The organism is Pseudomonas abyssi (genome assembly GCF_003444685.1).
In the GTDB taxonomy this organism is placed as follows: Bacteria; Pseudomonadota; Gammaproteobacteria; order Pseudomonadales; family Pseudomonadaceae; genus Halopseudomonas; species Halopseudomonas abyssi.
Genome location: NZ_LMAZ01000007.1, coordinates 1 through 25,885, shown reverse-complemented (window position 1 = coordinate 25,885; position 25,885 = coordinate 1). Strand labels below are relative to the sequence as shown.

The window sequence follows — 25,885 nt, the reverse complement described above, 5'->3', positions numbered from 1 at the left end:
GCTCGATGGTACGGCACGGTGGATCGGGCCGCTGCGGCAGGGGCTCTGGCAGGGTATGATCGGCGTTTTTGCGGTAATGGCGAGAGAATTTCATGGCGCAGCAACGCTGGACCAAGCGGGTGCAGGATATCCAACCCTTTCATGTCATGGCCGTGCTGGCGAGGGCCAGGGCACTGGAGGCCGCCGGGCGCGATGTCATTCATATGGAGATTGGCGAGCCGGACTTCACCACCCCGGGGCCGATCATTCAGGCCGGCCAGCGGGCGCTGGCTGATGGCTGCACGGGCTACACGCCGGCATTGGGGTTGCCGGCGCTGCGCGAGGCTATTGCAGGGCTCTACGCCGAGCGCCACGGCCTGGCGCTCGACCCGGAGCGCGTGGTGGTCACGCCGGGCGGCTCGGCGGCTTTGTTATTGGTCAGTGCACTGCTGGTCGAGCCGGGCAAGAAGATACTCATGGCTGACCCGGCTTACCCGTGCAATCGGCATTTTTTGAGGCTGGTCGAAGGGCGCGCGGTGCTGGTGCCGACCGGTCCCGAGACGCGTTACCAACTGACGCCGGAGCTGATCGAGCAATACTGGGACGCTGATTGCGTTGGTGTGCTCGCGGCCTCACCGGCCAACCCGACCGGCACCTTGCTGTCACGCGCCGAACTGCAGGCGCTGGCGAGCTGCTGTCGGCGTCTGGGTGGTCAACTGATTGTCGATGAGATCTATCACGGCCTGACCTATGGCCTGGAGGCGCCCTCGGTGCTGGAGATCGCAGACGACGCCTTTGTTCTCAACAGCTTCTCCAAATACTTTGGCATGACCGGCTGGCGCCTGGGCTGGCTGGTGGCGCCCAAAGACGCGGTACCGGCGCTGGAGAAGCTGGCGCAAAACCTCTATATCTGCGCGCCGCACATGGCTCAGCAGGCGGCGCTGGCTGCGTTCAGCGAACAGAGTCGGGAGATCTGTGAACTGCGCCGGCGTGCCTTTCAGGTGCGCCGCGATTTCCTGCTGCCAGCGGTACGCGAGTTGGGCTTTTCGGTGCCCGTCACTCCCGAGGGGGCCTTCTATCTATACGCTGACATGCAGGTGTTGGGCGGCGATAGCGCGGCCTTTTGTCAGCATGTCATCGAGCGTGAGTTTGTTGCCCTGACGCCGGGGCTGGATTTTGGGCAACACCGCGCCGATCAGCATCTGCGCCTGGCCTACACGACATCGCTGGAGCGCCTGGAACAGGCAGTCGAGCGTCTGCAGCGGGCATTGGGCAGTTGGTCTCCGACATGTTGATCCCTTTTGCGCCGGCCTTGCAGGAAGCGGTGCTGCTGCGCCGCTACAAGCGGTTTCTCACCGATATCCGTCTGCCAGGCGGTCAGGAGCTGACCGTGCACTGCCCCAATACCGGCTCGATGCGTCACTGCGGGCAGCCGGGTGATCGCGTCTGGGTCAGCCTGGAGCACAAGCCCGGGCGTAAGCTGCCCGGTACCTGGGAGCTGGTTGAGGTGGCGCCAGGACAGCTGGCCTGCATTCACAGCGCCCGTGCTAACCGGGTGATAGGCGCCGCGCTGGCCGAGGGCAGGATCACACCGCTGGCGGACTATCCGCAGCAGCGGGCGGAGGTAAAACTGCCAGACCTGGCCAGCCGCTTTGACTTTCTGTTGTCCGGCGCTGAGCAGCCGGATTGCGTGGTTGAAGTCAAAAGCGTCACGCTGGCGCTGGGAGAGGGCGTCGGTGCCTTTCCCGACGCGGTAAGCCAGCGAGGTCAGAAGCACCTGCGCGAGCTGATCGAGGTGGTACGCGGTGGGCGCCGGGCCTGCCTGCTGTTCTGCGTCATGCACTCGGGCATCAGCCAGGTACGGCCCGCCGATGAAATCGACCCGGAGTATGGGCGGCTGTTGCGCGAGGCTGCGGCTGCGGGGGTAGAGGTGCTGGCCTGGTCGGTCTGGCCGGAGCCTGAGGGGCTGCGGGTGCGCGGCGCCCTGCCGGTCAGTCTGTAGACGTCAGGTAAATCCCTCCTTCACGCACTTCACAGGCAAAGGCACGCAGCGACTGGCCAACACACGGGCCGGCGATGCACTCGCCCGACTCGGGCAGAAAGAGCGCGCCGTGGCTGGCGCACTGGATCAGTCGGCCGGACTGGTCCAGGAACTGATCCGGCACCCACTCCAGCGGTATGCCCCGATGCGGGCAGCGATTCTCGTAAACATGCACCTGCGCGCCCTGGCGCACCACCATGAGATGACGACCGTCGTGCTGCACGCCCTTGCTGCCGCGTATGGGCAGATCGCTGAGCAGGCACAGGGGGGAGGGGGGAGTGTTGTTGGGCATGGCGCATTATCGGCCGGGCTGGCAGGGAATGGCCAGCCCTTGCTCGGACCTGTGTGCTCGCATCACTAGCGTACTTGCCACAAGCGCTTTGGTTAGCCCATAATCGCCGCATCAGATGAGAATGATTATTGTTTGATTTGGTAGTGCGGTTGAAAGGCCGCACCTGAGGCGTCTGAGCAGCACAGCAATAGGTTTTGCACCGGTCGCGCCAGCGCTGCCGCAGGACGCATTGATGACAGGGGAGGTGCGGTTATGACGATGCAACAGCCAATCCCGGTATTTGCCGGTGCCGATCTGCTGGGCGCCTGGCAGCATTTGCGTCAGAGCCAGCCGGGGCTGCGCATACGCGACGGCGCGGCGCTGCTTAATGTCAGCGAGGCCGAGCTGGTCTATGCCTCGCTGGGGCGTGGCGTGCAGCGTCTGCGGTCGGACTGGCAGGCACTGCTGCATGGCTTGAAGGGACTCGGGCAGGTCATGGCGCTAACGCGTAACGCGTCTTGCGTACACGAGTGTCATGGCCTGTACGACAACATCAGCATCGGCGGCAGCGGCCGGCTTGGGCTGGTGGTCAACGGCGCGATCGATCTGCGCTTCTTCATGCGTGAGTGGTCCAGCCTGTTTGCTGTCAGCGAGCCGCAGAGAGACGGCAACATGCGTCGCAGTCTGCAGATCTTTGATCGTCAGGGCGTGGCCGTGCACAAGATCTATCTGACCGAGCACAGCAACGCGGCCGCTTGGTTCGATCTATGCGACAGCCTCATTGACGAGTCGCTTGAGCCGTTGACCATTTCGCCGCGGCCGCCCGAGCAGGGCCTGCTCGACGACGTGGCGGTGGACGAGCCAGCCCTGCAGGCTGATTGGGCCGCGCTGCAGGATACCCATCATTTTGTGGCACTGCTTAGACGCCACGGTGTCGACCGTCTGCAGGCCTTGCGGCTGGCGGGTGAGCAGTGGGCTCAGCGGCTGCCGGAGGCAGCGTTGACCGACACGCTGGAGCAGGTGGCCGCCTGCGGCCAGTCGATTATGGTCTTCGTCGGCAACCATGGCTGCATCCAGATTCATACCGGCCCGGTACAGCGGGTGGGGCGGCTGGGTGAGTGGTTCAATGTGCTGGACCCGGACTTCAGTCTGCATCTGCGCGAGACGGATCTGGCCTCTGTCTGGCGGGTACGTAAACCCACCGCAGATGGTATGGTCACCTCGGTGGAAGCCTATGACCGCCAGGGTGAACTGGTTATTCAGCTGTTCGGTGAGCGCAAGCCGGGGCAGCCCGAACAGAGCTGGTGGCGTGCGCTGGTAGAACGTCAGCCGGCGCGTTGATACGGAATAAGGAGAGGGTGATGAAAGTGTGGATGCAGCGTTGCCTCTGGGTGTTGCTGTTGGGCAGCACCTGGTCGATGGCGGCCGAGCCGTTGCGGGTGGTAACCGCCGGTGCGAGTGTCACGGCCATCGTGCAGGAGCTTGGCCTTGGTGATCAGGTGGTCGGTATCGACAGCACCAGCGTGCCGCTGCTTGAGGAGCGCGGATTGCCGAATGTGGGTTATCAGCGTCAGCTCAGCGCCGAGGGCGTGCTGTCGCTCGAGCCGGACGTATTGCTGGGCACCGAGGAAATGGGCCCGCCGCCCGTGCTCGCGCAGTTGCGCGAGGCTGGGGTTGATGTGGTGGTCCTTAGCGCCAGCCCCAGCCTTGAGACGCTCTACGCCAATATCGCCGCCGTCGGCGAGCGTTTTGGACAGGGCGCGCAGGCAGCGGATCTGACCCAGCGCATTCAGGCGGACATCGCTGCCTTGCCGGCATCGCCAGAGCCAGCGCCGCCCGCGATCTTTGTCCTGACCCACAGCGCCAACGGCATGCTGGTGGCGGGTGAGGGTACGGTCGGCGATAGCCTGATTCGCCTTGGCGGCATGAGTAACCCGGCCGCTGACAGCTTTGCGCAGTATCGTGTGCTGTCGGCCGAGTCGTTGCTGAGCCTGGCACCGCAGTGGATTCTGACGACCACCAAGGGGTTGGAGATGGTCGGCGGTGTTGACGGCTTGCTGAGCCAGCAGCCGGCGCTGGCGGCGACACCGGCAGGTTTGGCGCAGCAGGTTATCGACATTGATGACAGTCTGTTGGTCGGTGGCTTTAGCCCGCAGATCGCGCCGACGCTGCGCGAGCTGCGTGAAACTGCGGCTGACCAGTAGCGCAGGCGACAGTGCAACGCGCCAGCGTCTTTGCTGCGGTGACGCGTTGTTGTTCTTCAAGCCCGGTCGTGTCTGAATAGGATTCCCATGTCAGTACCGGCAGTAAAACGCACCATCCTCTTGTCGCTCGGCCTGCTGTTGCTGCTGGCCATCGTGCTGTCGCTGGCCCTGGGGCCGGTATCCATTCCTTTCACTGACGCGATCAGCGCCTTGCTGCGTCCGATTACCGGCTGGCCGGTGGCTGCGGACACCCAGTTGATCGTTGAGCATATTCGCCTGCCGCGAACGCTGATGGGCATCCTGATTGGCGCAACCCTGGCGCTGACGGGCGCCGCCATGCAGGGCCTGTTTCGCAATCCGCTGGCTGATCCGGCACTAATTGGTGTCTCCAGCGGCGCTGCCCTGGGGGCGGCGATGGTGATTGTGTTGGGTGGGGTCTGGCTGGCCGCGTTACCGGCGGCGCTGACGCCCTATACCCAGGCTGCGGGTGCCTTCGCCGGGGCGTTACTGACAACCTGGCTGGTCTACCGCCTGGGCAGCTCGGCGCAGGGTGTTTCCATGGCCAGCATGTTGCTGGCTGGCGTGGCGATTGCTGCGCTCAGTGCCGCGGTGGTGGGCTTGCTGACCTACATTGCCGACGACGCCATGCTGCGCGCGCTGACCTTCTGGAATCTGGGGAGTCTGGGTGCCGCCAGTTACGACCGGGTCGGCATGCTGGTGCTGTGTTGCGGCCTGGTCTGGTGGCGTCTTCCGCGCCAGGCCCGGGCACTGAATGCGCTGTTGCTGGGGGAGTCCGAGGCGCGCCACCTTGGAGTTGAGGTTGAGCGCGTCAAGCGTGAGCTGGTGCTGCTGACCGCGCTCGGGGTCGGCGCGGCGGTGGCGGCGGCGGGGTTGATCGGCTTTGTCGGGCTGGTGGTGCCGCATCTGGTGCGTCTGATGCTGGGCCCGGACCATCGCCAGTTGTTACCCGCCTGCATGTTGCTCGGCGCCGCCTTGCTGCTGCTGGCGGACGTGGCGGCGCGTCTGCTGGTGGCGCCGGCAGAGCTGCCGCTGGGCATTCTCACCGCGCTGCTGGGCGCCCCTTTCTTTATCGCCTTGCTGATGCGCATGCAGCGCCGGGGAGGTCTGTGATGTTGCAGGCATTGCAGTTGTGCTGCCAGCGTGAGCATCGTCGTATTCTGGAGCAGGTCGAGCTGGCACTTGAGCCGGGTGAGGTGCTGGTGGTGTTGGGTACTAACGGTGCGGGCAAGAGTACCCTGCTGGCGACCCTGACCGGTGAGCTGGTGCCCAGCGCCGGGCAGGTGTTGCTGGATCAGCGCCCGTTGGCAAGCTGGTCGGCGCAGGAGCGCGCGCGGCGTATGGCGGTGTTACCGCAGAGTTCGGTATTGGCTTTTGCCTTTCAGGTCGAGGAAGTGGTGGCCATGGGGCGCATGCCCCACGCCAGCGGTCAACGGCGCGATGCCGAGATTCTGCGCGAGGCTATGGCGGCGGCGGATGTCAGTCACCTGGCTGCGCGCAGCTACTTGTCGCTGTCTGGCGGCGAGCGTCAGCGCGTACACCTGGCGCGGGTGCTGGCGCAGGTGTGGGACAGCGCCGAGCAGGGTTGTCTGCTGCTGGACGAGCCGACCGCCTCGCTTGACCTGGCCCACCAGCATCTGACCCTGCAACAGGCGCGCGAGATGGCCGCCCGCGGGTTGGCGGTGCTGGTGGTGCTGCACGACCTGAATCTGGCCGCGCGTTACGCTGATCGCTTGCTGTTGTTGCATGAGGGGCGGGTGTGCGCCCAAGGCTCGCCCTGGGAGGTGTTGCAGGTCGAGCGGCTGGAGCAGGTCTTCAAGGTGCCGGTCAGGGTGCAGCCGCATCCGCTGCACGATTGTCCGCTGGTATTGAGTTGAGATTGTCATGAAACCGATGTTGCTGGTGTTGCTGCTGAGCTTGTCGGCGTGTGGTGCCTCTTTGCCGTCTTGGCAGGGCTCAGAAGGGCTGGCCGACCCGCATCTGGGTCAGGTCTGGGTGACCGCCGAGCAGCGCTGGATCACGCCGCAGGCGCTGGTCGAGCGGCTTGCCCCTGCTCCCTACGTGGTGGTTGGTGAGCAGCACGATAATCCCGATCATCACGCTTTGCAGCTGTGGCTGCTGCAGCGCCTGCAGGCAGCCCGGCCGCAGCGGTCGCTATTGCTGGAAATGCTGCAGCCGGCCCAGCAGGCCAGGGTGGCGGCGCTGAAAGGCACATCGTTACCTGGGGATGCTGCCCTGCAGGAGCAGCTGGACTGGCAGCCCGGCTGGGACTGGGCGATGTACGGCCCGCTGGTGCGCTGGGGGCTGGATGTCCCGGCGCAGCTGCTGGCAGCCAATCTGGACGGCGATACCATGATGGCGCTGTATCGCCGCCCGCCGCCACTGTCGCCGCGCTACAGTGCCGAGGCCTTGCGGCGGCTGCGCGATACGATTGAAGCCAGCCATTGCGGCCGTATCGACGAGCAACAGGTAACCGCCATGCTGGCGATTCAGCAGGCGCGAGACCAAGCCATGGCAGCGGCCCTGGCGAACGCTCCGACGCCAGCACTGTTGCTGGCCGGTAATTATCACGCCCGGCGTGATCTGGGGATGCCGGTGCACTGGCCACAAGCCTCGGCAGCGCCGGTGATTGTGCAGCTGCAGGGGGGGAGCGCAGGCGCCCTGCCGGGAGCGCAGCAAACCGACTACCTCTGGCTGACCCCGGCGACGCCCGAGCGAGATTATTGCGCCGACTGGGAGTCTGATTGAGCACTGCGCAGGTGCGGGCTGTTGCGCAGCATGTCCAGCAAGGTGGCGGCAACCTCATGGGCCCGCTCGACCAGGCTCAGGCGCGTCGGGTGCATCAACCACTGATGCAGTACGCCGTAGATGAATCCGTGCGCGCAGAACAGGGCCAGCTCCAGGTCGAGGTCCGCAGGTAATTCACCGGAGGCGATGGCCAGGTGCAGGGTGTTGCGCAGGTTGTCGTCGTGGTGCTGGCTCATTCGTTGCAGGTGACTCTGCTGTCCGCAGGGCTCCTCAATATAGTCACACTTGAGCAGCAGAATTTCGTTGACCCGCCGTGCAGACGGATCGGCCTCCAGCCGCTGGAGCACGGTGATCAGCAGTTTGCTGAAGCGTTCCAGCGGGTCGCTGGCGCTGGCATCCTGGCTTTTCTGGCTGAGCTCTTCCAGTGGCATCTGAATGCGCTGAAACAGAGCATCCAGCAGGTCAGCCTTGTCATGAAAGTGCCAGTAGATGGCGCCACGGGTGACGCCGGCCGCCTGGGCAATATCGCTCAGAGAGGTGCGCGAGACGCCTTTGGCATGAAAGCACTGCTCGGCAGCGTCGAGAATGCTTTCACGGGTTTCAAAGGCTTCTTCTTTGGTGCGTCTTACCATGGCGAATCTCACAGGGTGGGAGGCCTTTGGCGGCCTGCCCGGGATCAAGTTGTGAGCTAATGTTAGCGTAGGACCAAATTGATTTACAAACAGGTGTGAATGTAATTATATTGTGCGCCAATCACTCGTGCCTCTGCGTGATCCCGGGGGCATATGAAAACAGTCAGTCATAACCGGTTTCCCCACGAGGTCTTTCCATGCCGATGAAGCCCGCGCGCCTCGCGCTGCTCCCGCTCCTTGTCTCTACTCTGCTGCTCGGTGCCTGTCAGGAGTCGGAACAGCAGGCCGAGCAACAGCAGCAACAGCAAACTCCGACTGTGGGCGTGGTGACGCTCAAGGCCGAGCACTTCCTGCTGACCAACGACCTGCCGGGCCGCACCACGGCCTACCGCATCGCCGAAGTGCGTCCACAGGTCAACGGCATCCTGGAGAAGCGTCTGTTTGAAGAGGGCGCAGAGGTCGAAGAAGGGCAGCAGCTTTACCAGATTGACGACGATGTCTATCAGGCGGCCCTCAAGAGCGCGGAGGCCAGCAGCATCTCTACCCGCTCGCTGGCAGAGCGCTACGGCATCCTGGTCAAGGAAAACGCCGTCAGTCAGCAGGAGTATGACGAGGCGCGTGCAGCCGGCCTGCAGGCTCAGGCAGCCTTGGACGAGGCGCGCATCAATGTGCGTTACACCAAGGTGCTGGCGCCGATCAGCGGCCGCATTGGCCGGTCTGCTGTCAGTGAAGGTGCGCTGGTGACCAGCGGCCAGAGCCAGCAGCTAGCGACCATTCAGCAGCTCGACCCCATCTACGTTGACATTACCCAGTCCTCCCGCGAAATGCTGAACCTGCGCCGCGATCTGGAGGCCGGACGTCTGCAGAAAGCCGGCGACAACGCCGCCGCAGTGACCCTGACGCTGGAAGACGGCAGTACCTACAGCGAGCAGGGCAAGCTGGAGTTCTCCGAGGTGAGTGTGGACGAGGGCACGGGTTCGGTGACCTTGCGGGCGGTATTCCCCAACCCGGATCGCCTGTTGCTGCCGGGCATGTTTGTGCATGCCGAACTGGTGGCCGGGTCCAAGAGCGATGCCATTTTAGCGCCGCAGCAGGGTATTACCCGTACACCGCGTGGTAACGCGACAGCGCTGGTAGTCAACGACGAAGACAAGGTGGAGAGCCGTGACGTGGTGACCGAGCGCACGGTCGGCAATCGCTGGCTGATTCGCTCCGGCCTGAACGAGGGTGACCGTCTTATCACTGAAGGGCTGCAATACGTCCGCGCGGGTGTCAGCGTGAATGTTGAGCCCGCCGGCAATGTTGCCGAGCCCGCCGCCCAGTAAGGAATCTTATTTATGTCGCGCTTCTTTATTGACCGGCCGATCTTCGCCTGGGTGATCGCGCTGGTCATCATGCTGGCGGGTGGTCTGGCCATCCTCAAGCTGCCTATCAACCAGTACCCCAGCATCGCGCCGCCGGCCGTTGGTATTTCGGTTTCCTACCCGGGTGCGTCTGCGCAGACCGTGCAGGACACGGTGGTGCAGGTCATTGAGCAGCAGCTCAACGGTATTGACGGTCTGCGTTATATCTCGTCGGAGAGTAACTCTGACGGCAGCATGAGCATCACGGTTACCTTTGATCAGGGCGTTGACCCGGACATCGCCCAGGTGCAGGTGCAGAATAAACTGCAGCTGGCTACGCCACTGCTGCCGCAAGAGGTGCAGCAACAGGGTATCCGCGTGACCAAGGCGGTGCGTAACTTCCTGATGGTCATCGGTGTGGTGTCCGAAGACGGCAGCATGGACCGTTTCGACCTGGCCGACTACATCGTTTCCAACATCCAGGACCCGATCTCGCGGACTCAGGGTGTCGGCGACTTTCAGGTGTTCGGTGCGCCTTACGCGATGCGTATCTGGCTGGATCCGGCCAAGCTGAACAGCTTCAAGCTGACCCCCGGCGACATCAGCGCCGCCATTCAGGCGCAGAACGTTCAGGTGTCTGCCGGTCAATTTGGTGGCTTGCCGGCAGTACCCGGCCAGCAGCTCAACGCAACCATCCTCAGCAAGACCCGGCTGCAGACCCCCGAGCAGTTTCGCGAGATTTTGCTGAAGGTCGAGGCCGATGGCTCCCAGGTCCGCCTGGGTGACGTCGCTCAGGTCGAGCTGGGCGCGCAGGACGCCAGCATCTCTGCCCTGTATAACGGCATGCCGGCATCGGGCATGGCGATCAAGCTGGCGACGGGCGCCAACGCACTGGACACCGCGCGCGGTGTGCGTGAAACCATTGCCGAGCTGGAACCCTTCTTCCCCGAGGGGATGAAGGTGGTTTTCCCTTATGACACCTCACCGGTGGTCTCCGAGTCCATCATGGGCGTGGTGCACACGCTGTTTGAAGCGGTCGTGCTGGTCTTTCTGGTGATGTACCTGTTCCTGCAGAACTTCCGTGCCACGCTGATTCCGACCCTGGCTGTGCCGGTGGTTCTGCTGGGCACCTTCGGCCTGCTGTCGGCCTTTGGTTTCAGTATCAACATCCTGACCATGTTTGCCATGGTGCTGGCCATCGGGCTCTTGGTGGACGATGCGATTGTCGTGGTCGAAAACGTCGAGCGGGTGATGGCCGAGGAGGGACTGTCGCCACTGGAAGCAACCCGGCGCTCGATGGGGCAGATTCAGGGCGCGTTGATCGGCATCGGTCTGGTGCTGTCGGCAGTATTCCTGCCGATGGCCTTCTTTGGTGGCTCGACCGGGGTCATCTACCGGCAGTTCTCCATCACCATCGCCTCGGCCATGTTGTTGTCGGTGCTGGTGGCATTGATCTTCACGCCGGCGCTCTGTGCCACCATTCTCAAGCCGATTGAGAAAGGCCACACACACGAGAAGCGCGGCTTCTTCGGCTGGTTCAACAGGACCTTTGATCGCGGGGTGAAGCGCTACGAAAACAGCGTCGCTTCCATTCTGCAGCGCAAAGCGCCTTATCTGCTGCTCTACGTGGTGATTGTTGGCTTGATGGCCTTCCTGTTTACCCGTCTGCCCACCTCCTTCCTGCCAGATGAAGACCAGGGCGTGTTGTACGTGCAGGTCCAGGCGCCGGTTGGCTCGAGTGCTGAGCGTACTCAGCAGACGGTTGATGCCATGCGTACCTACCTGCTGGAGCAGGAATCCGACACGGTCAGTTCGGTATTCACGGTCACCGGTTTCAACTTTGCTGGCCGTGGTCAGAGTGCGGGCCTGGCGTTTGTTGGCCTGAAGCCATGGGAAGAGCGTCAGGCGCCTGAGCTAAGTGTGTTTGCCCTGCAACAGCGGGCGCAACAGCACTTCGCCGGCTTCCTTGATGCGATGGTGTTTGCCTTTGCCCCGCCCGCCGTGATGGAGCTGGGTACGGCCACCGGTTTCAACCTGTTCCTGCAGGATAATGCTGGGGTTGGCCACGACACGCTGATGCAGGCGCGTAATCAGTTGCTCGGTATGTCTGCGCAAAGCGACATACTGGCCAACGTGCGTCCCAACGGCCAGGATGACCAGCCGCAATTCCAGCTGCTGGTCGACGATGAAAAGGCCAGTGCGCTTGGGCTGTCGCTGAGCGACATCAACCAGACGCTGTCGATTGCCTGGGGCTCCAGCTACGTCAATGACTTCATCGACCGTGGCCGGGTGAAGAAGGTCTATATGCAAGGTCAGGCTGAATCGCGGATGAACCCCGAGGACCTGCAGAAGTGGTACGTGCGTAACAGCAGCGGCGAGATGGTGCCGTTCAGCGCCTTTGCCACCGGCGAGTGGGTGTACGGCTCACCCAAGCTGTCGCGCTACAACGGCGTGCCGGCGATGGAGATCCAGGGCGAACCGGCGCCGGGCTATAGCACTGGTGACGCCATGGCCGAGATCGAGAAGCTGGCGCAGCAACTGCCGAAAGGCATTGGTGTCTCCTGGACCGGGCTGTCTTACGAGGAACGCTTGTCAGGTGACCAGGCACCCGCGCTCTACGCCCTGTCGCTGATCGTGGTCTTCCTCTGTCTGGCGGCATTGTATGAGAGCTGGTCGATCCCGATGGCGGTGATGCTGGTAGTGCCGCTGGGTGTGATTGGTGCGCTGCTGGCCACCTTGGGGCGCGGGCTATCCAACGACGTCTTCTTCCAGGTTGGCCTGTTGACGACGATCGGCCTGACGGCGAAGAACGCGATCCTGATTGTGGAGTTTGCCAAGGACCTGCACGAAGAGGGCATGGGCATCGTCGAGGCAGCGGTGGAAGCCTGCCGCCTGCGTCTGCGCCCGATCATCATGACCTCGCTGGCCTTTACCCTGGGTGTGGTGCCGCTGGCTCTGGCCTCCGGTGCGGGGGCTGGCAGCTCCCACGCCATTGGTACCGGCGTTATCGGCGGCATGCTGAGCGCCACGGTGCTGGCGATATTCTGGGTGCCGCTGTTCTATGTACTGGTGACTACCCTGTTTACCGAGCGCAAAGGCGCGAAAGCAACAACGACGGAGGACGCACAGTGAAACGCAGCGTATTGAGCCTGGCGGTATTGGCAGCGCTTAGCGGCTGCTCGCTGATCCCCGAATACGAGCGCCCAGCGGCGCCGGTGCCCGCCAATTGGACTGAGGGTGTTGAAAGCAACCTGCAGGAAACCCACGTGATCAGCTGGCGCAGCTTCTTCAAGGATCCGGAGCTGCAGCGCTTGATTGGTCAGGCCCTGGAGAACAACCGTGATCTGCGCGTGGCGGCATTGAACGTGGAGGCCAACCGCGCGCTGTACGACATTCAGGGCGCCGAGTTGTATCCGCAGGTGGATGTCAACGGCAACGGCACCCGCACCCGGATGCCGGCGGATTTGTCCAATGGTGGTGACAGCACGATTAACAGCCAGTACTCAGCGACCCTCGGCCTGTCCTGGGAGCTGGACCTGTTTGGTCGTATTCGTAGCCTGCGCGAGCAGGCGCTGCAGGACTTTCTTGCCAGCGACGAGGCCCGTCGTGGGGTGCAGATCAGTCTGGTCGCCGATGTTGCCAGTACCTATCTGACGCTTCAGGCGGACCAGGCCTTGCTGGATATGACCGCCGACACCCTGAAGACCTACGAAGAAAGCTACGCGCTGACCAAGCGCAGTAACGAGGTGGGCGTCGCTTCCAGTCTGGAACTGGCCCAGGCCCGCACGGCGGTTGAATCTGCCCGAGCGAGTCTGGCGCGCTATCGTCGTCAGGTGGCTCAGGATCGTAACGCGCTGACCGTTCTGGTCGGTCAGCCCTGGTCGGCGACGGCGGCTAATCCGATGTTGCTGGATGAGGACGTGCTGGCCGAGCTGCCGGTCGGTCTGTCGTCCGAGGTGCTGTATCAGCGTCCGGACGTGCTGCAGGCCGAGCATCAGCTGCTGGGTGTCAACGCCAGTATCGGCGCGGCCAAAGCTGCCTTCTTCCCGAGCATCAGCCTGACCGGTGCGGCCGGTAGTGCCAGCAGCGACCTTGATGAGCTGTTCGGCAGTGGTTCGGAGTACTGGACGTTCTCGCCGAGCATCAGCGTGCCGATCTTCCGCGCCGGGGCGCTCAAGGCGAGCCTGGACTATGCCGAGATCAGCCGCAATCAGCAAATTGCCCAGTACGAAGGAGTCATTCAGAACGCCTTCCGGGAAGTGGCAGACGGCCTGGAGGCACGCGAGACCTATGTCGAGCAGTTGAACGCGCAACGTGCGCTGCTGGAGGCCTCGGAGGACTACTTCCGCCTGGCTGACCGGCGCTACAACATCGGTGTCGATAGCTATCTGACGCTGCTGGACGCGCAGCGGCAGTTGTTCGAGGCGCGTCAGGGGGTCATCTCTGATCGCCTGAGCCAGCTGCTGAGCGAGATCACGCTGTACCGTGCGCTGGGTGGCGGTGATTTTGCCAATCAGACTGCAGGGCGCCGGGAGGCTCCTGAAGCCTGACCTTGCAGCTGATGTACAGAACGCCGCAGCGGGTAACCGCTGCGGCGTTTTTTGTTGGTCACGTTTTTGTCGGGCAAAAAAATGCCCGCTCATTGAGCGGGCGAAATCCGTGATTAGCCTGATGAGGAGATAACCGTTTGTCTTGCGACAAGCTGTTATCCGAAGCCATCTCGCGATGACTTGTTGCTAATGATAGCGGTTATCATTTTTGCGTCAATAGCAAATGGGAATTATTTTTATTTGGTGCGCGACGGAATGAGAACGCCTAGACATTTTCGGCCGCGAAGTGGGACTCGGGAGCGGAGCGTGCCTGTTGCAGGCAAAAAAATGCCCGCTCAATGAGCGGGCAAAAATCCGTGATTAGCCTGATGAGGAGATAACCGTTTGTCTCGCGACAATCTGTTATCAACAGCCATCTCGCGATGACTTGTTGCTAATGATAACGCTTATCATTAGCGGGTCAACCCCTTTGTTGAATTATTTTTCGTTCAGCTGCTTGTAGTGGGTTAGTTCCTTGTTCATCAGGTCAATGCGGCGCGCCATGCTTTCAATCAGGCTATGAGCGATCCGCGGGTTGCTTTGCATCAGCGCGAGAAATTGTTCCTTGGGAATCATCATCACCGTGGTCGGCACGCTGGCGATGACGGTCGCTGAGCGCTTCTCACGGGTGAACAGAGCCATGGCACCGAAGATCTCGTCCTTCTGCACATCGCCAACCTTGATACCTTCAACAAAGGCTTCGGCGTGTCCTTCGGTAATAATGAAAACGTGATCGGCGTCGTCGCCCTGACGGATCAGCTCGGCACCGGGGGCAAAGTGCTGGAAGCCGGTCACCGGACGGACTTCCGGTTGTTTGGTGTGCGCCAGAGCATCCGACATCAGCGCGGCCTGGCCGAGAATGTACTGGGTAAACTGTTCCTGCTTGCGGCTGTCGGAATGGATGTGCTTGAACAGCGCTTCACGGTCATAGGGAATCAGCACCAGCGGCTCTTCACTGAGGTAGGTGCAGGGCGCCGCGTTCAGGCCCTGGCGCAGGCCGATCAGGTCACCTTCCTGGATGTAAAACAGCGGCTTGCCGTCAATCTGGGCGTGCAGCAGGCCACTTTTGAGCAAATACAGGCGAGCGGGGCTGATATGGTTGTAAAGATCGGCCACTGCATCCAGCTCAATGGCGGCGTCGCAGGGTTCGAGATCCTCGAGCAGTTGCTGAGGGATGCTCTGAAGCGTGTTGATCAGCTTCTCGGCGTAAGGTGGCTGGTCGCCTATCAGATACATGGCAGAATTCCTTTTTTTGTAGTCCTGACCTACTGCAGGGTTGGCATGGAGTACCGTCTGCGCCGGTGCGGCAGGTATCGGCTTACATTACCTCAGCGGGGCAGGCTGTCGTCAACATAAAAGCCTGTCTGCAACGCAGGCAAGCGAGTGGCTGCGGCTGTGTGAGCCAGGTCGCTTAATCTCGCCTGCCGGACTGCAGAAGTTGCTCCAGCAGCTTTTGCTTGTAGGCGGGGTCAAGGTCTTTCCAATGGGTGTCCTGGAGTGCGCCGGCGATCGCAAAAAGTAGCGCCTTGGAGGCGTTGAAGCCGCGCGCACGTACGGCGCGGTAAGCCTCGACGGGGCCAAGCTGGCGGAGTTGTTCAGGGGTGTGGATGCCGGTGGCATGCAGCCACTGGCTGGAGGTTTTGCCCAGGTTGCGTAGGCCGAGTAGCTCATCTGGCTCCATGCCGGGCTCCTCCTGATGGCTGCAGGGTGCATGTTGGCAGGTGGGCAGGTGGCTGCGCGGGGCCCGTTCGTGCGATCGGGCGCAGGTCTGTGTGCGGCATGGCGTCGGGTCTGCTGTTGTTATTGGTGTCCCGACCACCAGTGTAGTAGGCGCTGCCGTATCCGTACAGCGCCCGTCTGGCGCGGCCTACAGGCGCTTTTTCAGCTGCTCCGACAGGTCGCTCATGGCTGTTTCGCTGGCCGTGTCCACGCGGATGCTGAGGGCGGCCTCATCGGCGTCCAGCGGCTCCATCTCCTGCAGTTGATGGCGCATAACCTCGATACCTGCATCCGAGATGTCTGTGCCGGCTTGCTGGCGCTCGCTCAGCCACCGCTCGATACTGGCCTGGGGGGCGTCGCAGTGCAGGATCAGGCAGGGCGCGCCCTGATCTTCGATGGCATCGCGCATCAGCTGGCGCTGGGCCTGCTTGAGGTGCGTGGCGTCGACGATCACCGGGTAGCCGTTGGCCAGGGTTTGCGCGGCCAGACAGGCCAAGCGCTGGTAGGTTTGTTCGCTGCGCTCGGGTGCATACAGGCCGGAGTCCAGGCTGGGATTGTCGTCGCTGCCGAACAGGCGCTTGCGCTCAACGTCCGAGCGCAGGCGAATAGCGCCCAGCTGCTCGACCAGTTTGACCGCCAGCGTGCTCTTGCCGCTGCCGGACACGCCAAAGGTCAGCAGGCCAAAGCGCGGCGCCACCTCGGTGTAGCTTTCGGCCAGTGCCGCGTAACCGTAGTAGCGCTGCATGACGCTGGCGCGCTGTTCGGCGCTCATCTGCTCGTTCAGGCCGAACAGCGCTACCTTGGCGCGTACCATGGCGCGGTAGGCCTTGTAGTAGTTGAGAACAGCGAGGCCCTGATAGTCGCCAGTGTGCTCCAGATAGGCGCTGACAAAGCGGCGGGACAGGGCATGCAGGCCGCGATCTTCCAGGTCCATGCTCATGAAGGCGACGTCGGCCATGACATCGGTCCAGCGGAAGGCGTCGTTGAACTCGATGCAGTCGAACAGGGTCACCTGACCGTCAACCAAGGTGACGTTATCCAGGTAGATATCGCCATGGCATTCGCGGATCAGGCCGGCGGCCTTGCGTTCATTGATTTGGGGAATCAGCCGTTGGTGGGTAGTATTCGCCCACTGTTCCAGGGCGTCGAGCTGTTGCAGGTCGCTTGCGCCGCTCAGAAACGGCCGAATCTGCTCGAAGTTCTGGGTGACTGGGGCATGTACTTGCTGCGGTGTACCGAACGGCGTATTGAGACCGGCATGCTCGATCTGGCCGTGGAAGCGGGCCAGCACGCCGGCCAACTCGTCAATGTGGCCGGCGGTGAGGCCGCCATCGCGCTGCAGGTTGCCGAGCAGATCCTGCTGCCGGAACTGGCGGGTCTTGACCAGGTATTCGATGGCTGGGCCGTCGCCGCCCAGCACGGGCGCCTCGGCGCTGCCGGTGACAGTGATGACATCCAGGTACAGCTCGGGTGCCAGGCGGCGGTTCAGGCGAACTTCTTCCTGGCAGAAATGCTGGCGCTGTTCCAGCGAGGAATAGTCGAGAAAGCCGAAGTTGACCGGTTTCTTGACCTTGTACACATAGTCGCCGGTCAGCAGCACCCAGGAAATATGGGTTTCGATCAGAGTAAAACCGCTTACCGGGTGGTCATACAGGTCAGGGTTCTGCAGCGCAGTTAACAGGGTCAGGCTCACGACGTTTCCTTGTTTGGTCGGCAATGCGAACATTATGCGGTCTGGCGGGTCACAGGCCAACCGTAGCAAAGGGCCGTGCGTGAGTGCATGCCGGCATCAGAAGGGTAACGACGTGAGGAAACATGGCTAACAAACGCAAGTCGCGGGGCAAGGGAAAGTCCCGTGGTCGCAGTCGCATCTGGGGCTGGCTGCTCAAGCTCGGGCTGGTTGGCCTGGTGCTGGTAGGAGCGCTGGCGGTTTATCTCGACGCTATCGTACAGGAGAAGTTTTCCGGCAAGCGCTGGGCCGTGCCGGCCAAGGTGTTTGCGCGTCCGCTGGAGCTGTACGCCGGCCGCCCTTTGAGCCGCGACGACTTTCTCACGGAGTTGAAGGCGCTGGGCTATCGGCAGAGCAACGCGGCCAACGGGCCAGGGCAGATGGCCGTGGGAGGCAGCCGCATCGACGTCTACACGCGTGGCTTCCAGTTTTTTGAAGGTGCTGAGCGCGCCCAGCGCGTCAGTGTGCGCTTCGACGGCAACCGGGTTGCTAGCATCAGTGGTGCGCAGGACCTGATCATGGCGCGGCTCGAGCCGCTGATGATCGGGGGCATTTACCCCGCGCACAACGAGGACCGTATTCTGATTCGTCTGGATCAGGCTCCTCCTTACCTGGTGGATTCACTGGTGGCAGTGGAAGACCGCGAGTTCTTTCAGCACTTTGGCGTGTCGCCCAAAGGCATCGCCCGCGCGATGTTCGTCAACCTGACCACCGGCAGTTTGCGTCAGGGCGGCAGTACCCTGACCCAGCAGTTGGTGAAGAACTTTTACCTGACGGCTGATCGCAACATTATCCGCAAGGGCCTTGAGGCCATGATGGCGGTGCTGCTGGAGCTGCATTACAGCAAGGAAGAGATTCTCGAGGCCTACCTCAACGAGGTCTTCCTCGGCCAGGACGGCAATCGCGCAGTGCACGGTTTTGGCCTGGCCAGTCAGTATTACTTTGCCCAGCCGCTGCAGGAGCTGCAGCTGCACCAGGTGGCTCTGCTGGTCGGCATGGTCAAGGGCGCTTCCTACTACAACCCGCGTCGCAACCCTGAACGAGCCACCACGCGCCGCAATCTGGTGTTGGATCTGATGGCCGAGCAGGGCATGATCAGCCAGCAAGAGGCCACCGACGCCAAGAACAAGCCGCTGGACGTGACCCAGGGCGGCAGCCTGGCCAACACCAGCTACCCGGCGTTCATGGATCTGGTCAAGCGTCAGCTGCGTGCCGATTACCGCGACGAGGATCTGACCAGCGAAGGGCTGCGGATTTTCACCAGCTTTGACCCATTGCTGCAGCACAAGGCTGAAACCGCAGTGCAGGGTACGCTCAAACGCTTTGGCGAGACCCCGGACAAGAAGCCGCTGGAGGCCGCCATGGTGGTGACGGGCGCGCAGACCGGCGAAGTGCTGGCGGTCGTGGGTGGCGCCAATCCGCGCTTCTCCGGCTTCAACCGCGCGCTGGATGCATCGCGGCCGATTGGCTCGCTGATCAAGCCGGCGATCTACCTGACGGCGCTGGAGAAACCGGAGCGCTACTCGCTGATTACGCCGATTGATGATGACCCGATCACTCTGGAGGCAGAGCCCGGCAAGACCTGGTCGCCGCAGAACTATGATCGTCAAAGCCACGGGCGGGTGCCGCTGTACCTGGCGCTGGCCAAGTCCTATAACCAGGCTGCGGTGCGACTGGGCACGGAAGTGGGCGTTGATAGCGTGCTGAATACGGTACGCCGGCTGGGTGTTGATCATGACTGGCCCGCTTACCCGGCGATGCTGCTGGGCTCGGGTGCGATGACGCCAATGCAGGTGGCTGACATGTACCAGACCATTGCCAATGGCGGCTTCAATACGCCACTGCGCGCCATTCGCAACGTGTTGACGGCGCAGGGCGAACCGCTCAAGCGCTATCCGTTTGAGGTTCGTCAGCGCTTTGATTCGGCGACCATCTACCTGACTCAGCAGGCGATGACCCATGTGATGACCGAGGGGACCGGCCGCTCGGCCTATAACCATGTGTCTTCAAATATTCGCCTGGCCGGCAAGACCGGGACCACCAACGATCTGCGTGACAGCTGGTTCGCCGGCTTCTCGGATGACCTGGTCGCCGTGGCCTGGGTCGGACGTGACGATAACGACCGCACTCGCCTGACCGGCGCTACCGGTGCGTTGCAGGTCTGGAACGGCTTTATGGGCGCAGCGCATCCGCAAAGTCTGGCCGACGTGCCGCCGGCGGAGATTGTCACCGCCTGGGCCGATCCGCTGACCGGCCTTGGCAGCGATCCATCCTGCGAGGGCAGTGTCGAGATCCCGTTCCGGGCTGGCTATGAGCCGCTGCCGGGGCCCGGTTGCAAGCCGGTGATCGACACCGAAGTGATTCGCGACGGCGCCAATCGGGTGCTCGACACCATTCGCGACTGGCTGCGCTGAGGCGCTGCCAGTATGCTGTCGCCTTCGTCGCATAACGGATGAGAGAGGATTGAACAGATGGGCATCAGACAAGTCGCGCTGCTGGGCGCCGTGATCGCCGTGCTGTCGGGTTGCGCAGGCTCCGGCGGCGCGATTCCGGTAGTGGATTCCGGTCGCCCGGTCTCCAATGAGGACATGCGGACCGGTGCCGGACGTGTGGGCACCTCGACACCGCAAGCCCCGGCGACGCAGCAGGACAGCGGCGTGGTGGTCATGGTGCCGGACGGGCAGGGCGGCTCCAGTGCGGTGCAGTCCTACCCGCTGGATAACCAGCCCTCGATTTCCAGTGGTGGTATCACCTCGTCGCCGGCTGTCGGCTCCGGCCCCGGCTCCTCTAACGGAGCACTGCAGGCCGATGAGCAGCTCGACGGACCGGTGCTGGCCTTGCTGACCACGGCGCGTCAGCAGGAAAGCAATGGTGACCTCAATGGCGCCAACGCCAGCCTGGAGCGCGCCATGCGCATCGCGCCGCGTGAGCCGCAGGTGTTGTACCGTCTGGCGCAGGTACGTTTGAGCCAGGGTGATGCAGCGCAAGCCGAGCAGCTGGCGCGCCGTGGCTTGGCCTATGCCTCGGGCCGTCCGTCTTTGCAGGCCGGTTTGTGGGAGTTGGTCGCGCAGGCACGCGAACAGCAGGGCGATGCGGCGGGTGCCGAGCAGGCGCGCCAGCGGGCACGCGTTTCCTTGTGAGCGGCTCGGCGGCGCTTGCCGCTGCCTTGCAGGACCTTGAAGGCGAGTTGCGCCGGTGGGGGCTATGGTCGTTGGAGTCGCCGTCGGCAGAGCAGCTCGCCAGTCAGCTCCCGTTCTGCGCTGACACCCTTGCCTTTGAGCAGTGGTTGCAGTGGGTGTTTATCCCGCAGGTTGAGCAGTTGCTGGCAACCGGGGCGCCATTGCCCGGTCCCTGTGCGCTGCGGCCGATGGGGGAGCAGGCCTTTGTGCACCTGGGTCGTCGCCAGGTAGATTTGCTGGCGGTGCTGGCACGCATTGATCGACACGCCAGCACGTTGGTCGATTGACAATGGGGCGCAACGCCCCGTTGATGCTTACTGGCAGTGCTCCTGCAGATCTGCCTGTGCCTTGGCAATCATCGCCTGGCGCTCATCTTCACCAATTCGCTCTACTGTCCCGTCCTCCAGCGTACGACGCAGGCGCGGGTTGTTCTGCATGGTGGTCAGGTTGGCGCGCAGCGCGTCGCACTGCTCGGCCAGCTTAGCCTGCTGCTCCGGCGTCGGCTGCGGGGCCGCGGCTGGCTCAGTTGCCTCGGTCTGCTCCTCGGCAGAGGCGTCGGGGGCGGGCGCGAGGCTGCCGGTTCCGAGCTCCGGGGCCGGCTTGACCTGCAGGCGTTGATACTGGTCTTCGGCAGGCGGCTGCTGGCTGAACTGGGTGACGCCGTTTTCATCCACCCAACGGTACAGCTGGGTGGCCATGGCGCTGGTGCAAACCAGGCTCAGGGCGGCGGAAATGACGATCTTGCGCATGGCGTTTCTTCCTTGTTCTGTCACGGTGAGCGGGCGCGACTCTGAAGTGCGATAGCGCGCCTGTAGCACAGGTATATCCCTTGGTAGGGGTTTTCTGCAACTTGGCTTGACTTGTCAGTCTCGAGTGTAAACAATTCGAGGTTCTCATAAACCGCTGCAATCGGTGCTCACCCCGCATCGACGCACGCGGTTTTGTTGCTCATTCCGGGAGACGAAACCCGTCAACGCCCGGCCTGGCACCCGCACGCGCTACCTCGCGCTGGGTGAGGCTACTCCGCAACAGTAGGAGCCGGCCTCCAAGCACGTAGTCAAGCTGATGCAGCACAACCACCGTTGTTCTGCGCTGCCGAGCAGTAAACAGGTACCCTGCTGCCCGCCGCTGGTGGGTGGCAAGCTAGAGGTGATTCTAAAGTGGAGCTTTTATCCGGCGCTGAGATGGTCGTCCGCTCATTGCGTGACGAGGGTGTTAAATATATTTACGGGTATCCGGGCGGTGCCCTTCTGCATATCTACGATGCCATTTTCCGGCAAGACGACGTAGAGCATATTCTGGTCCGTCACGAGCAGGCTGCTGCCCACATGGCAGACGGCTACGCGCGTGCCACCGGCAAGCCGGGTGTGGTGCTGGTGACCTCCGGTCCCGGCGCGACCAATACCGTGACCGGTATTGCGACGGCGTATATGGACTCGATCCCGATGGTCGTGATTTCCGGCCAGGTTGTGAGCAACATGGTCGGCTCCGATGCCTTCCAGGAAACCGACATGGTCGGCGTTTCCCGTCCCATCGTGAAGCACAGCTTTATGGTCAAGGACCCGCGCGAGATTCCCGAGATCATCAAGAAAGCCTTCTATCTGGCGCAGAGCGGCCGTCCGGGTCCGGTTGTGATCGATATTCCCAAGGACATGACCAACCCGGCCGACAAGTTCGAGTACAGCTACCCGAAGAAGGTCAAGCTGCGCTCCTACAACCCGGCTACCCGTGGTCATTCCGGGCAGATCCGCAAAGCGGTAGAGATGCTGCTGGAAGCCAAGCGTCCGGTCATGTACTCCGGTGGTGGCGTCATTCTCGGTGGTGCCTCGCGCCCGCTGACCGAGCTGGCTCGCGCGCTCAATCTGCCTGTGACCAACACCTTGATGGGTCTGGGCGCGTATCCGGGTACCGATCGTCAGTTCGTCGGCATGCTGGGTATGCACGGCAGCTACACCGCCAACCTGACCATGCATCACGCGGACGTGATCCTGGCCGTCGGTGCGCGCTTTGACGACCGCGTCATCAATGGCGACGACGCCAGCAAGTTCTGTCCGAATGCCAAGGTCATCCATATCGATATCGATCCGGCGTCCATTTCCAAGACTGTTAAGGCCGATATTCCGATTGTTGGTCCGGTTGAAAGCGTGCTGACAGACATGCTTGCTATCTATAAGGAGATGGGCGAGAGCCCGGATGCCGATACCCAGGCCTCCTGGTGGAAGCAGATCGACGAATGGCGCGGTGATGGTGACCTGTTCCCTTACGACAAGGGCGACGGCAGCATCATCAAGCCGCAGGCGGTTATCGAGGCGCTGTGGGAAGTGACAGGTGGCGACGCCTTCATTACCTCCGACGTTGGGCAGCACCAGATGTTTGCAGCCCAGTACTACCGCTTCGACAAGCCCAATCGCTGGATCAACTCCGGCGGCCTGGGCACCATGGGCTTCGGTTTTCCGGCGGCCATGGGCGTACAACAGAACTTCCCGGACGCAACGGTTGCCTGTGTCACCGGTGAAGGCAGTATTCAGATGAACATTCAGGAGCTTTCTACCTGCCTGCAGTACGACATGCCGGTGAAGATCGTCAACCTGAATAACGGTGCGCTGGGCATGGTTCGCCAATGGCAGGACATGCAGTACAACAGCCGCTACTCGCACTCCTACATGGAGTCGCTGCCGGACTTCGTCAAGCTGGCCGAGGCCTATGGTCATGTCGGTATCCGTATCACCGATCCCAAGGAACTCAAGAGCAAGATGGCCGAAGCCTTTGCGATGAAGGATCGCCTGGTGTTCCTCGATATCGCGGTGGATACCAGCGAGCACGTATACCCGATGCAGATTCGTGGTGGTGCGATGCGAGATATGTGGCTGAGCAAAACGGAGCGCACCTGACATGAGACATATCATTTCCGTTCTTCTGGAAAACGAACCGGGCGCGTTGTCTCGGGTGGTTGGGCTGTTCTCGCAGCGCAATTACAATATCGAGACCCTGACAGTGGCACCGACCGAGGATCCGACATTGTCGCGTCTGACGCTTACCACGGTTGGTCAGGATGAGGTGATCGAGCAGATCACCAAAAACCTCAACAAGCTGATTGAGGTAGTCAAACTGGTCAATCTGTCTGAGGGTGCTCACATCGAGCGCGAGCTGATGCTGATCAAGGTCAAGGCCACTGGCGCCCAGCGCGCAGAGGTCAAGCGCACTACCGACATCTTCCGCGGGCAGATCGTGGATGTATCGGCAAGCGTCTATACCGTGCAGCTGACTGGCACCAGCGACAAGCTGAACAGCTTCATAGAGGCCGTTGGGCCGACCTCGGTGCTCGAAGTGGTACGTACCGGTGTGTCGGGCATTGCCCGCGGTGAAAAGGTTTTGAGTATCTAAACTAATTGGTCGCGGGCCAGGCGGTCCGCACAAGTAAGCAGGGGAACTTCATGCAAGTCTATTACGATAAAGATTGTGATCTGAGCATCATCCAGGGCAAGAAGGTTGCCATCATCGGTTACGGTTCGCAGGGCCATGCCCACGCCTGCAACCTGAAAGATTCCGGTGTAGACGTGACTGTCGGTCTGCGTCCTGGTTCCAGCTCCATCGCCAAGGCCGAAGCACACGGCCTGAAAGTCAGCGATGTACCGGCCGCTGTAGCAGCTGCCGACGTGGTCATGATCCTGACCCCGGACGAGTTCCAGTCTCAACTGTACAAGGGTGAGATCGAGCCGAACCTGAAGCAGGGCGCTACGCTGGCGTTTGCGCACGGTTTCGCCATCCACTACAACCAGATCGTGCCGCGCGCCGATCTGGACGTCATCATGATCGCTCCCAAGGCGCCGGGCCACACTGTGCGCTCCGAGTTCGTCAAGGGCGGCGGTATCCCCGACCTGATCGCGATCTTCCAGGACGCGTCCGGCAATGCCAAGAACGTTGCCCTGTCCTACGCCAGCGGCGTGGGCGGCGGTCGTACCGGCATCATCGAAACCACCTTCAAGGATGAGACTGAAACCGACCTGTTCGGCGAGCAGGCTGTTCTGTGTGGTGGTGCGGTTGAACTGGTCAAGGCCGGCTTCGAAACCCTGACCGAAGCAGGTTATGCGCCGGAAATGGCTTACTTCGAGTGTCTGCACGAGCTGAAGCTGATCGTCGACCTGATGTACGAAGGCGGCATCGCCAACATGAACTACTCCATCTCCAACAACGCCGAGTATGGTGAGTACGTGACTGGCCCGGAAGTCATCAACGATGAGTCCCGTGCAGCTATGCGCAATGCCCTCAAGCGCATCCAGAGCGGTGAATACGCCAAGATGTTTATCGCTGAAGGCGCACACAACTACCCGTCCATGACCGCTGCCCGTCGTAACAACGCCGCGCACCCGATCGAGCAGGTAGGTGAGAAGCTGCGTGGCATGATGCCGTGGATTGCTTCCAACAAGATCGTCGACAAGTCCAAGAACTGAGTCGATTGAGCTTGAAGAAAACGCGGCTTCCAGCCGCGTTTTTTTATGCCTCGAGGTTGAGCTGGCTGGTCATTTGCCCGCCAACTTGCCACACTGTTGGGCCCGGCATTGTTGCAAGGTAACCCTATGACAGAGCATCAGAATACCCCGAAGGACACCGACGCAGAGGGCGCACATACCCTGCTGCCGATTGACGAGCACGTTGAGGAAGTGCCCGGGCCGGATGGCAACAAGGTCCGCCACAAAGGCATCTACCTGCTGCCCAACCTGTTTACCACGGCGGCGCTGTTTTCCGGCTTCTACGCCATTGTCAGTGCAATGGATGGCAACTTTACCCATGCGGCGGTCGCCATTTTCATTGCCATGGTGCTTGATGGCCTGGATGGTCGCGTCGCGCGCCTGACCAATACCCAGAGCGCATTCGGCGCCGAGTACGACTCGTTGTCGGATATGGTCGCTTTCGGCATTGCGCCGGCGGTTGTCGTGTTCAGCTGGGCGTTGACCGATCTGGGCAAGGTCGGTTGGGTGTTCGCTTTTATCTACGTCGCGGGTGCCGCTCTCAGGCTGGCGCGCTTCAATACGCATATTGGTGATGACGATAAGCGCTACTTTACCGGCTTGCCGAGTCCGTCTGGTGCCGGTCTGGTTGCTGGCATGGTCTGGTCGCTCGCGGACTTTGGTATCGATGGCGGCAATATCGCGCTGCTGGTTGGCATCCTGACTGCGCTGGGTGGCCTGCTGATGGTCAGCAACGTACGTTATTACAGCTTCAAGGACCTGGACTTCAAAGGGCGCGTGCCGTTCTTCGCCATTCTGGTTGTGGTGCTGGTGTTTGCGGTGATCTCGTCGGACCCCTCGCGGATCCTCTGGGCCATCTTTGTCTGCTACACGCTGTCCGGGCCGTTGCTTGCCCTGTGGCGGCGGCGTAAAAGCCCGGCTGCAGCCGAGTAAATTCGGTGCGGGTAATAAATCTGCAAGAAAA

Annotated in this window: 23 protein-coding genes; 17 read left to right on the top strand and 6 right to left on the bottom strand. The window is 62.1% G+C overall.

What is annotated here, in order from left to right:
- The first annotated feature begins 92 nt into the window (after positions 1-92).
- Together ASB58_RS16530 and sfsA are read left to right on the top strand one after the other, a co-directional pair.
- Positions 93-1,274: a pyridoxal phosphate-dependent aminotransferase gene (locus ASB58_RS16530; RefSeq protein ID WP_118131680.1), complete on the top strand. Its 1,182-nt coding sequence runs from the start codon at positions 93-95 to the stop codon at positions 1,272-1,274.
- A complete protein-coding gene (gene sfsA / locus ASB58_RS16525; RefSeq protein WP_202974651.1) occupies positions 1,274-1,981 on the top strand; it encodes a DNA/RNA nuclease SfsA in 708 nt (235 codons plus the stop codon). Before ASB58_RS16530 ends, sfsA begins: the two co-directional genes overlap by 1 nt.
- On the opposite strand, the gene ASB58_RS16520 is transcribed toward sfsA, so the two are convergent.
- Positions 1,971-2,312, bottom strand: coding sequence for a Rieske (2Fe-2S) protein (locus ASB58_RS16520; RefSeq protein ID WP_096006074.1), 342 nt, complete (start codon positions 2,310-2,312; stop codon positions 1,971-1,973). The genes sfsA and ASB58_RS16520 overlap by 11 nt on opposite strands.
- Before the next feature lie 258 nt (positions 2,313-2,570).
- On the opposite strand from ASB58_RS16520, the gene ASB58_RS16515 reads away from it, so the two are divergent.
- The 5 genes from ASB58_RS16515 (at position 2,571) to ASB58_RS16495 (ending at position 7,261) form a co-directional block, all read left to right on the top strand.
- Entirely contained in the window at positions 2,571-3,632 is a 1,062-nt protein-coding gene (locus tag ASB58_RS16515; protein ID WP_407920686.1) for a hemin-degrading factor, read from the top strand.
- 20 nt (positions 3,633-3,652) lie between these two features.
- Entirely contained in the window at positions 3,653-4,495 is an 843-nt protein-coding gene (locus ASB58_RS16510) for a heme/hemin ABC transporter substrate-binding protein (RefSeq protein WP_118131677.1), read from the top strand.
- 87 nt (positions 4,496-4,582) lie between these two features.
- The gene (locus ASB58_RS16505; RefSeq protein WP_118131676.1) at positions 4,583-5,626 is read left to right on the top strand and encodes a FecCD family ABC transporter permease; all 1,044 of its coding nucleotides are present in this window, start codon (positions 4,583-4,585) and stop codon (positions 5,624-5,626) included.
- Positions 5,626-6,390 carry a heme ABC transporter ATP-binding protein gene (locus ASB58_RS16500; RefSeq protein WP_118131675.1) on the top strand — a complete coding sequence of 255 codons (765 nt, stop codon included), beginning with the start codon at positions 5,626-5,628 and terminating at the stop codon, positions 6,388-6,390. The genes ASB58_RS16505 and ASB58_RS16500 overlap by 1 nt, the downstream gene beginning before the upstream one ends.
- A gap of 7 nt (positions 6,391-6,397) precedes the next feature.
- Positions 6,398-7,261, top strand: coding sequence for a ChaN family lipoprotein (locus ASB58_RS16495; protein WP_118131674.1), 864 nt, complete (start codon positions 6,398-6,400; stop codon positions 7,259-7,261).
- Here the strand turns inward: ASB58_RS16495 and ASB58_RS16490 are convergent.
- Positions 7,234-7,893, bottom strand: coding sequence for a TetR family transcriptional regulator (locus ASB58_RS16490; protein WP_096006068.1), 660 nt, complete (start codon positions 7,891-7,893; stop codon positions 7,234-7,236). The genes ASB58_RS16495 and ASB58_RS16490 overlap by 28 nt on opposite strands.
- A gap of 197 nt (positions 7,894-8,090) precedes the next feature.
- Between ASB58_RS16490 and ASB58_RS16485 the strand changes: the two genes are divergently transcribed.
- Genes ASB58_RS16485 through ASB58_RS16475 form a run of 3 tightly spaced genes read left to right on the top strand, consistent with a single transcriptional unit; the run spans position 8,091 to position 13,786 of the window.
- The gene (locus tag ASB58_RS16485) at positions 8,091-9,218 is read left to right on the top strand and encodes an efflux RND transporter periplasmic adaptor subunit (RefSeq protein ID WP_118131673.1); all 1,128 of its coding nucleotides are present in this window, start codon (positions 8,091-8,093) and stop codon (positions 9,216-9,218) included.
- 12 nt (positions 9,219-9,230) lie between these two features.
- On the top strand, positions 9,231-12,368 hold the full coding sequence (locus ASB58_RS16480) for an efflux RND transporter permease subunit (RefSeq protein WP_118131672.1): 3,138 nt from the start codon (positions 9,231-9,233) through the stop codon (positions 12,366-12,368).
- A complete protein-coding gene (locus ASB58_RS16475; RefSeq protein WP_118131671.1) occupies positions 12,365-13,786 on the top strand; it encodes an efflux transporter outer membrane subunit in 1,422 nt (473 codons plus the stop codon). Before ASB58_RS16480 ends, ASB58_RS16475 begins: the two co-directional genes overlap by 4 nt.
- Positions 13,787-14,263: 477 nt before the next feature.
- Here the strand turns inward: ASB58_RS16475 and ASB58_RS16470 are convergent, their stop codons facing one another.
- The 3 genes from ASB58_RS16470 to ASB58_RS16460 all read right to left on the bottom strand — a co-directional run bounded on the left by ASB58_RS16470 (position 14,264) and on the right by ASB58_RS16460 (position 17,237).
- Positions 14,264-15,061, bottom strand: a complete 798-nt coding sequence (locus tag ASB58_RS16470; RefSeq protein ID WP_096006064.1) for a cyclic nucleotide-binding domain-containing protein — start codon at positions 15,059-15,061, stop codon at positions 14,264-14,266.
- A gap of 175 nt (positions 15,062-15,236) precedes the next feature.
- Positions 15,237-15,506 carry a TfoX/Sxy family protein gene (locus tag ASB58_RS16465; protein ID WP_096006063.1) on the bottom strand — a complete coding sequence of 90 codons (270 nt, stop codon included), beginning with the start codon at positions 15,504-15,506 and terminating at the stop codon, positions 15,237-15,239.
- Between the two features lie 186 nt (positions 15,507-15,692).
- A complete protein-coding gene (locus tag ASB58_RS16460) occupies positions 15,693-17,237 on the bottom strand; it encodes a bifunctional aminoglycoside phosphotransferase/ATP-binding protein (RefSeq protein ID WP_118131670.1) in 1,545 nt (514 codons plus the stop codon).
- A 122-nt stretch (positions 17,238-17,359) separates the two neighbouring features.
- On the opposite strand from ASB58_RS16460, the gene mrcB reads away from it, so the two are divergent.
- The 3 genes from mrcB to ASB58_RS16445 are packed head-to-tail and all read left to right on the top strand — an operon-like array spanning position 17,360 to position 20,739.
- Positions 17,360-19,687: a penicillin-binding protein 1B gene (mrcB, locus tag ASB58_RS16455; protein WP_096006061.1), complete on the top strand. Its 2,328-nt coding sequence runs from the start codon at positions 17,360-17,362 to the stop codon at positions 19,685-19,687.
- Positions 19,688-19,744: 57 nt separating this feature from the next.
- Positions 19,745-20,413, top strand: coding sequence for a tetratricopeptide repeat protein (locus tag ASB58_RS16450; protein WP_118131669.1), 669 nt, complete (start codon positions 19,745-19,747; stop codon positions 20,411-20,413).
- The gene (locus ASB58_RS16445) at positions 20,410-20,739 is read left to right on the top strand and encodes a YqcC family protein (RefSeq protein WP_118131668.1); all 330 of its coding nucleotides are present in this window, start codon (positions 20,410-20,412) and stop codon (positions 20,737-20,739) included. The genes ASB58_RS16450 and ASB58_RS16445 overlap by 4 nt, the downstream gene beginning before the upstream one ends.
- A 27-nt stretch (positions 20,740-20,766) precedes the next feature.
- Here ASB58_RS16445 and ASB58_RS16440 read toward each other — a convergent pair whose 3' ends face one another.
- On the bottom strand, positions 20,767-21,201 hold the full coding sequence (locus tag ASB58_RS16440) for a DUF4124 domain-containing protein (RefSeq protein WP_118131667.1): 435 nt from the start codon (positions 21,199-21,201) through the stop codon (positions 20,767-20,769).
- Positions 21,202-21,612: 411 nt separating this feature from the next.
- On the opposite strand from ASB58_RS16440, the gene ASB58_RS16435 reads away from it, so the two are divergent.
- The 4 genes from ASB58_RS16435 to pssA all read left to right on the top strand — a co-directional run bounded on the left by ASB58_RS16435 (position 21,613) and on the right by pssA (position 25,854).
- Entirely contained in the window at positions 21,613-23,343 is a 1,731-nt protein-coding gene (locus tag ASB58_RS16435) for an acetolactate synthase 3 large subunit (RefSeq protein ID WP_118131666.1), read from the top strand.
- Position 23,344: 1 nt separating this feature from the next.
- Positions 23,345-23,836 carry an acetolactate synthase small subunit gene (gene ilvN / locus ASB58_RS16430; RefSeq protein ID WP_096006057.1) on the top strand — a complete coding sequence of 164 codons (492 nt, stop codon included), beginning with the start codon at positions 23,345-23,347 and terminating at the stop codon, positions 23,834-23,836.
- Positions 23,837-23,841: 5 nt separating this feature from the next.
- Entirely contained in the window at positions 23,842-24,903 is a 1,062-nt protein-coding gene (ilvC, locus tag ASB58_RS16425; protein WP_268877919.1) for a ketol-acid reductoisomerase, read from the top strand.
- A 126-nt stretch (positions 24,904-25,029) separates the two neighbouring features.
- On the top strand, positions 25,030-25,854 hold the full coding sequence (pssA, locus tag ASB58_RS16420; RefSeq protein ID WP_083726749.1) for a CDP-diacylglycerol--serine O-phosphatidyltransferase: 825 nt from the start codon (positions 25,030-25,032) through the stop codon (positions 25,852-25,854).
- The last annotated feature ends 31 nt before the right edge of the window (positions 25,855-25,885 follow it).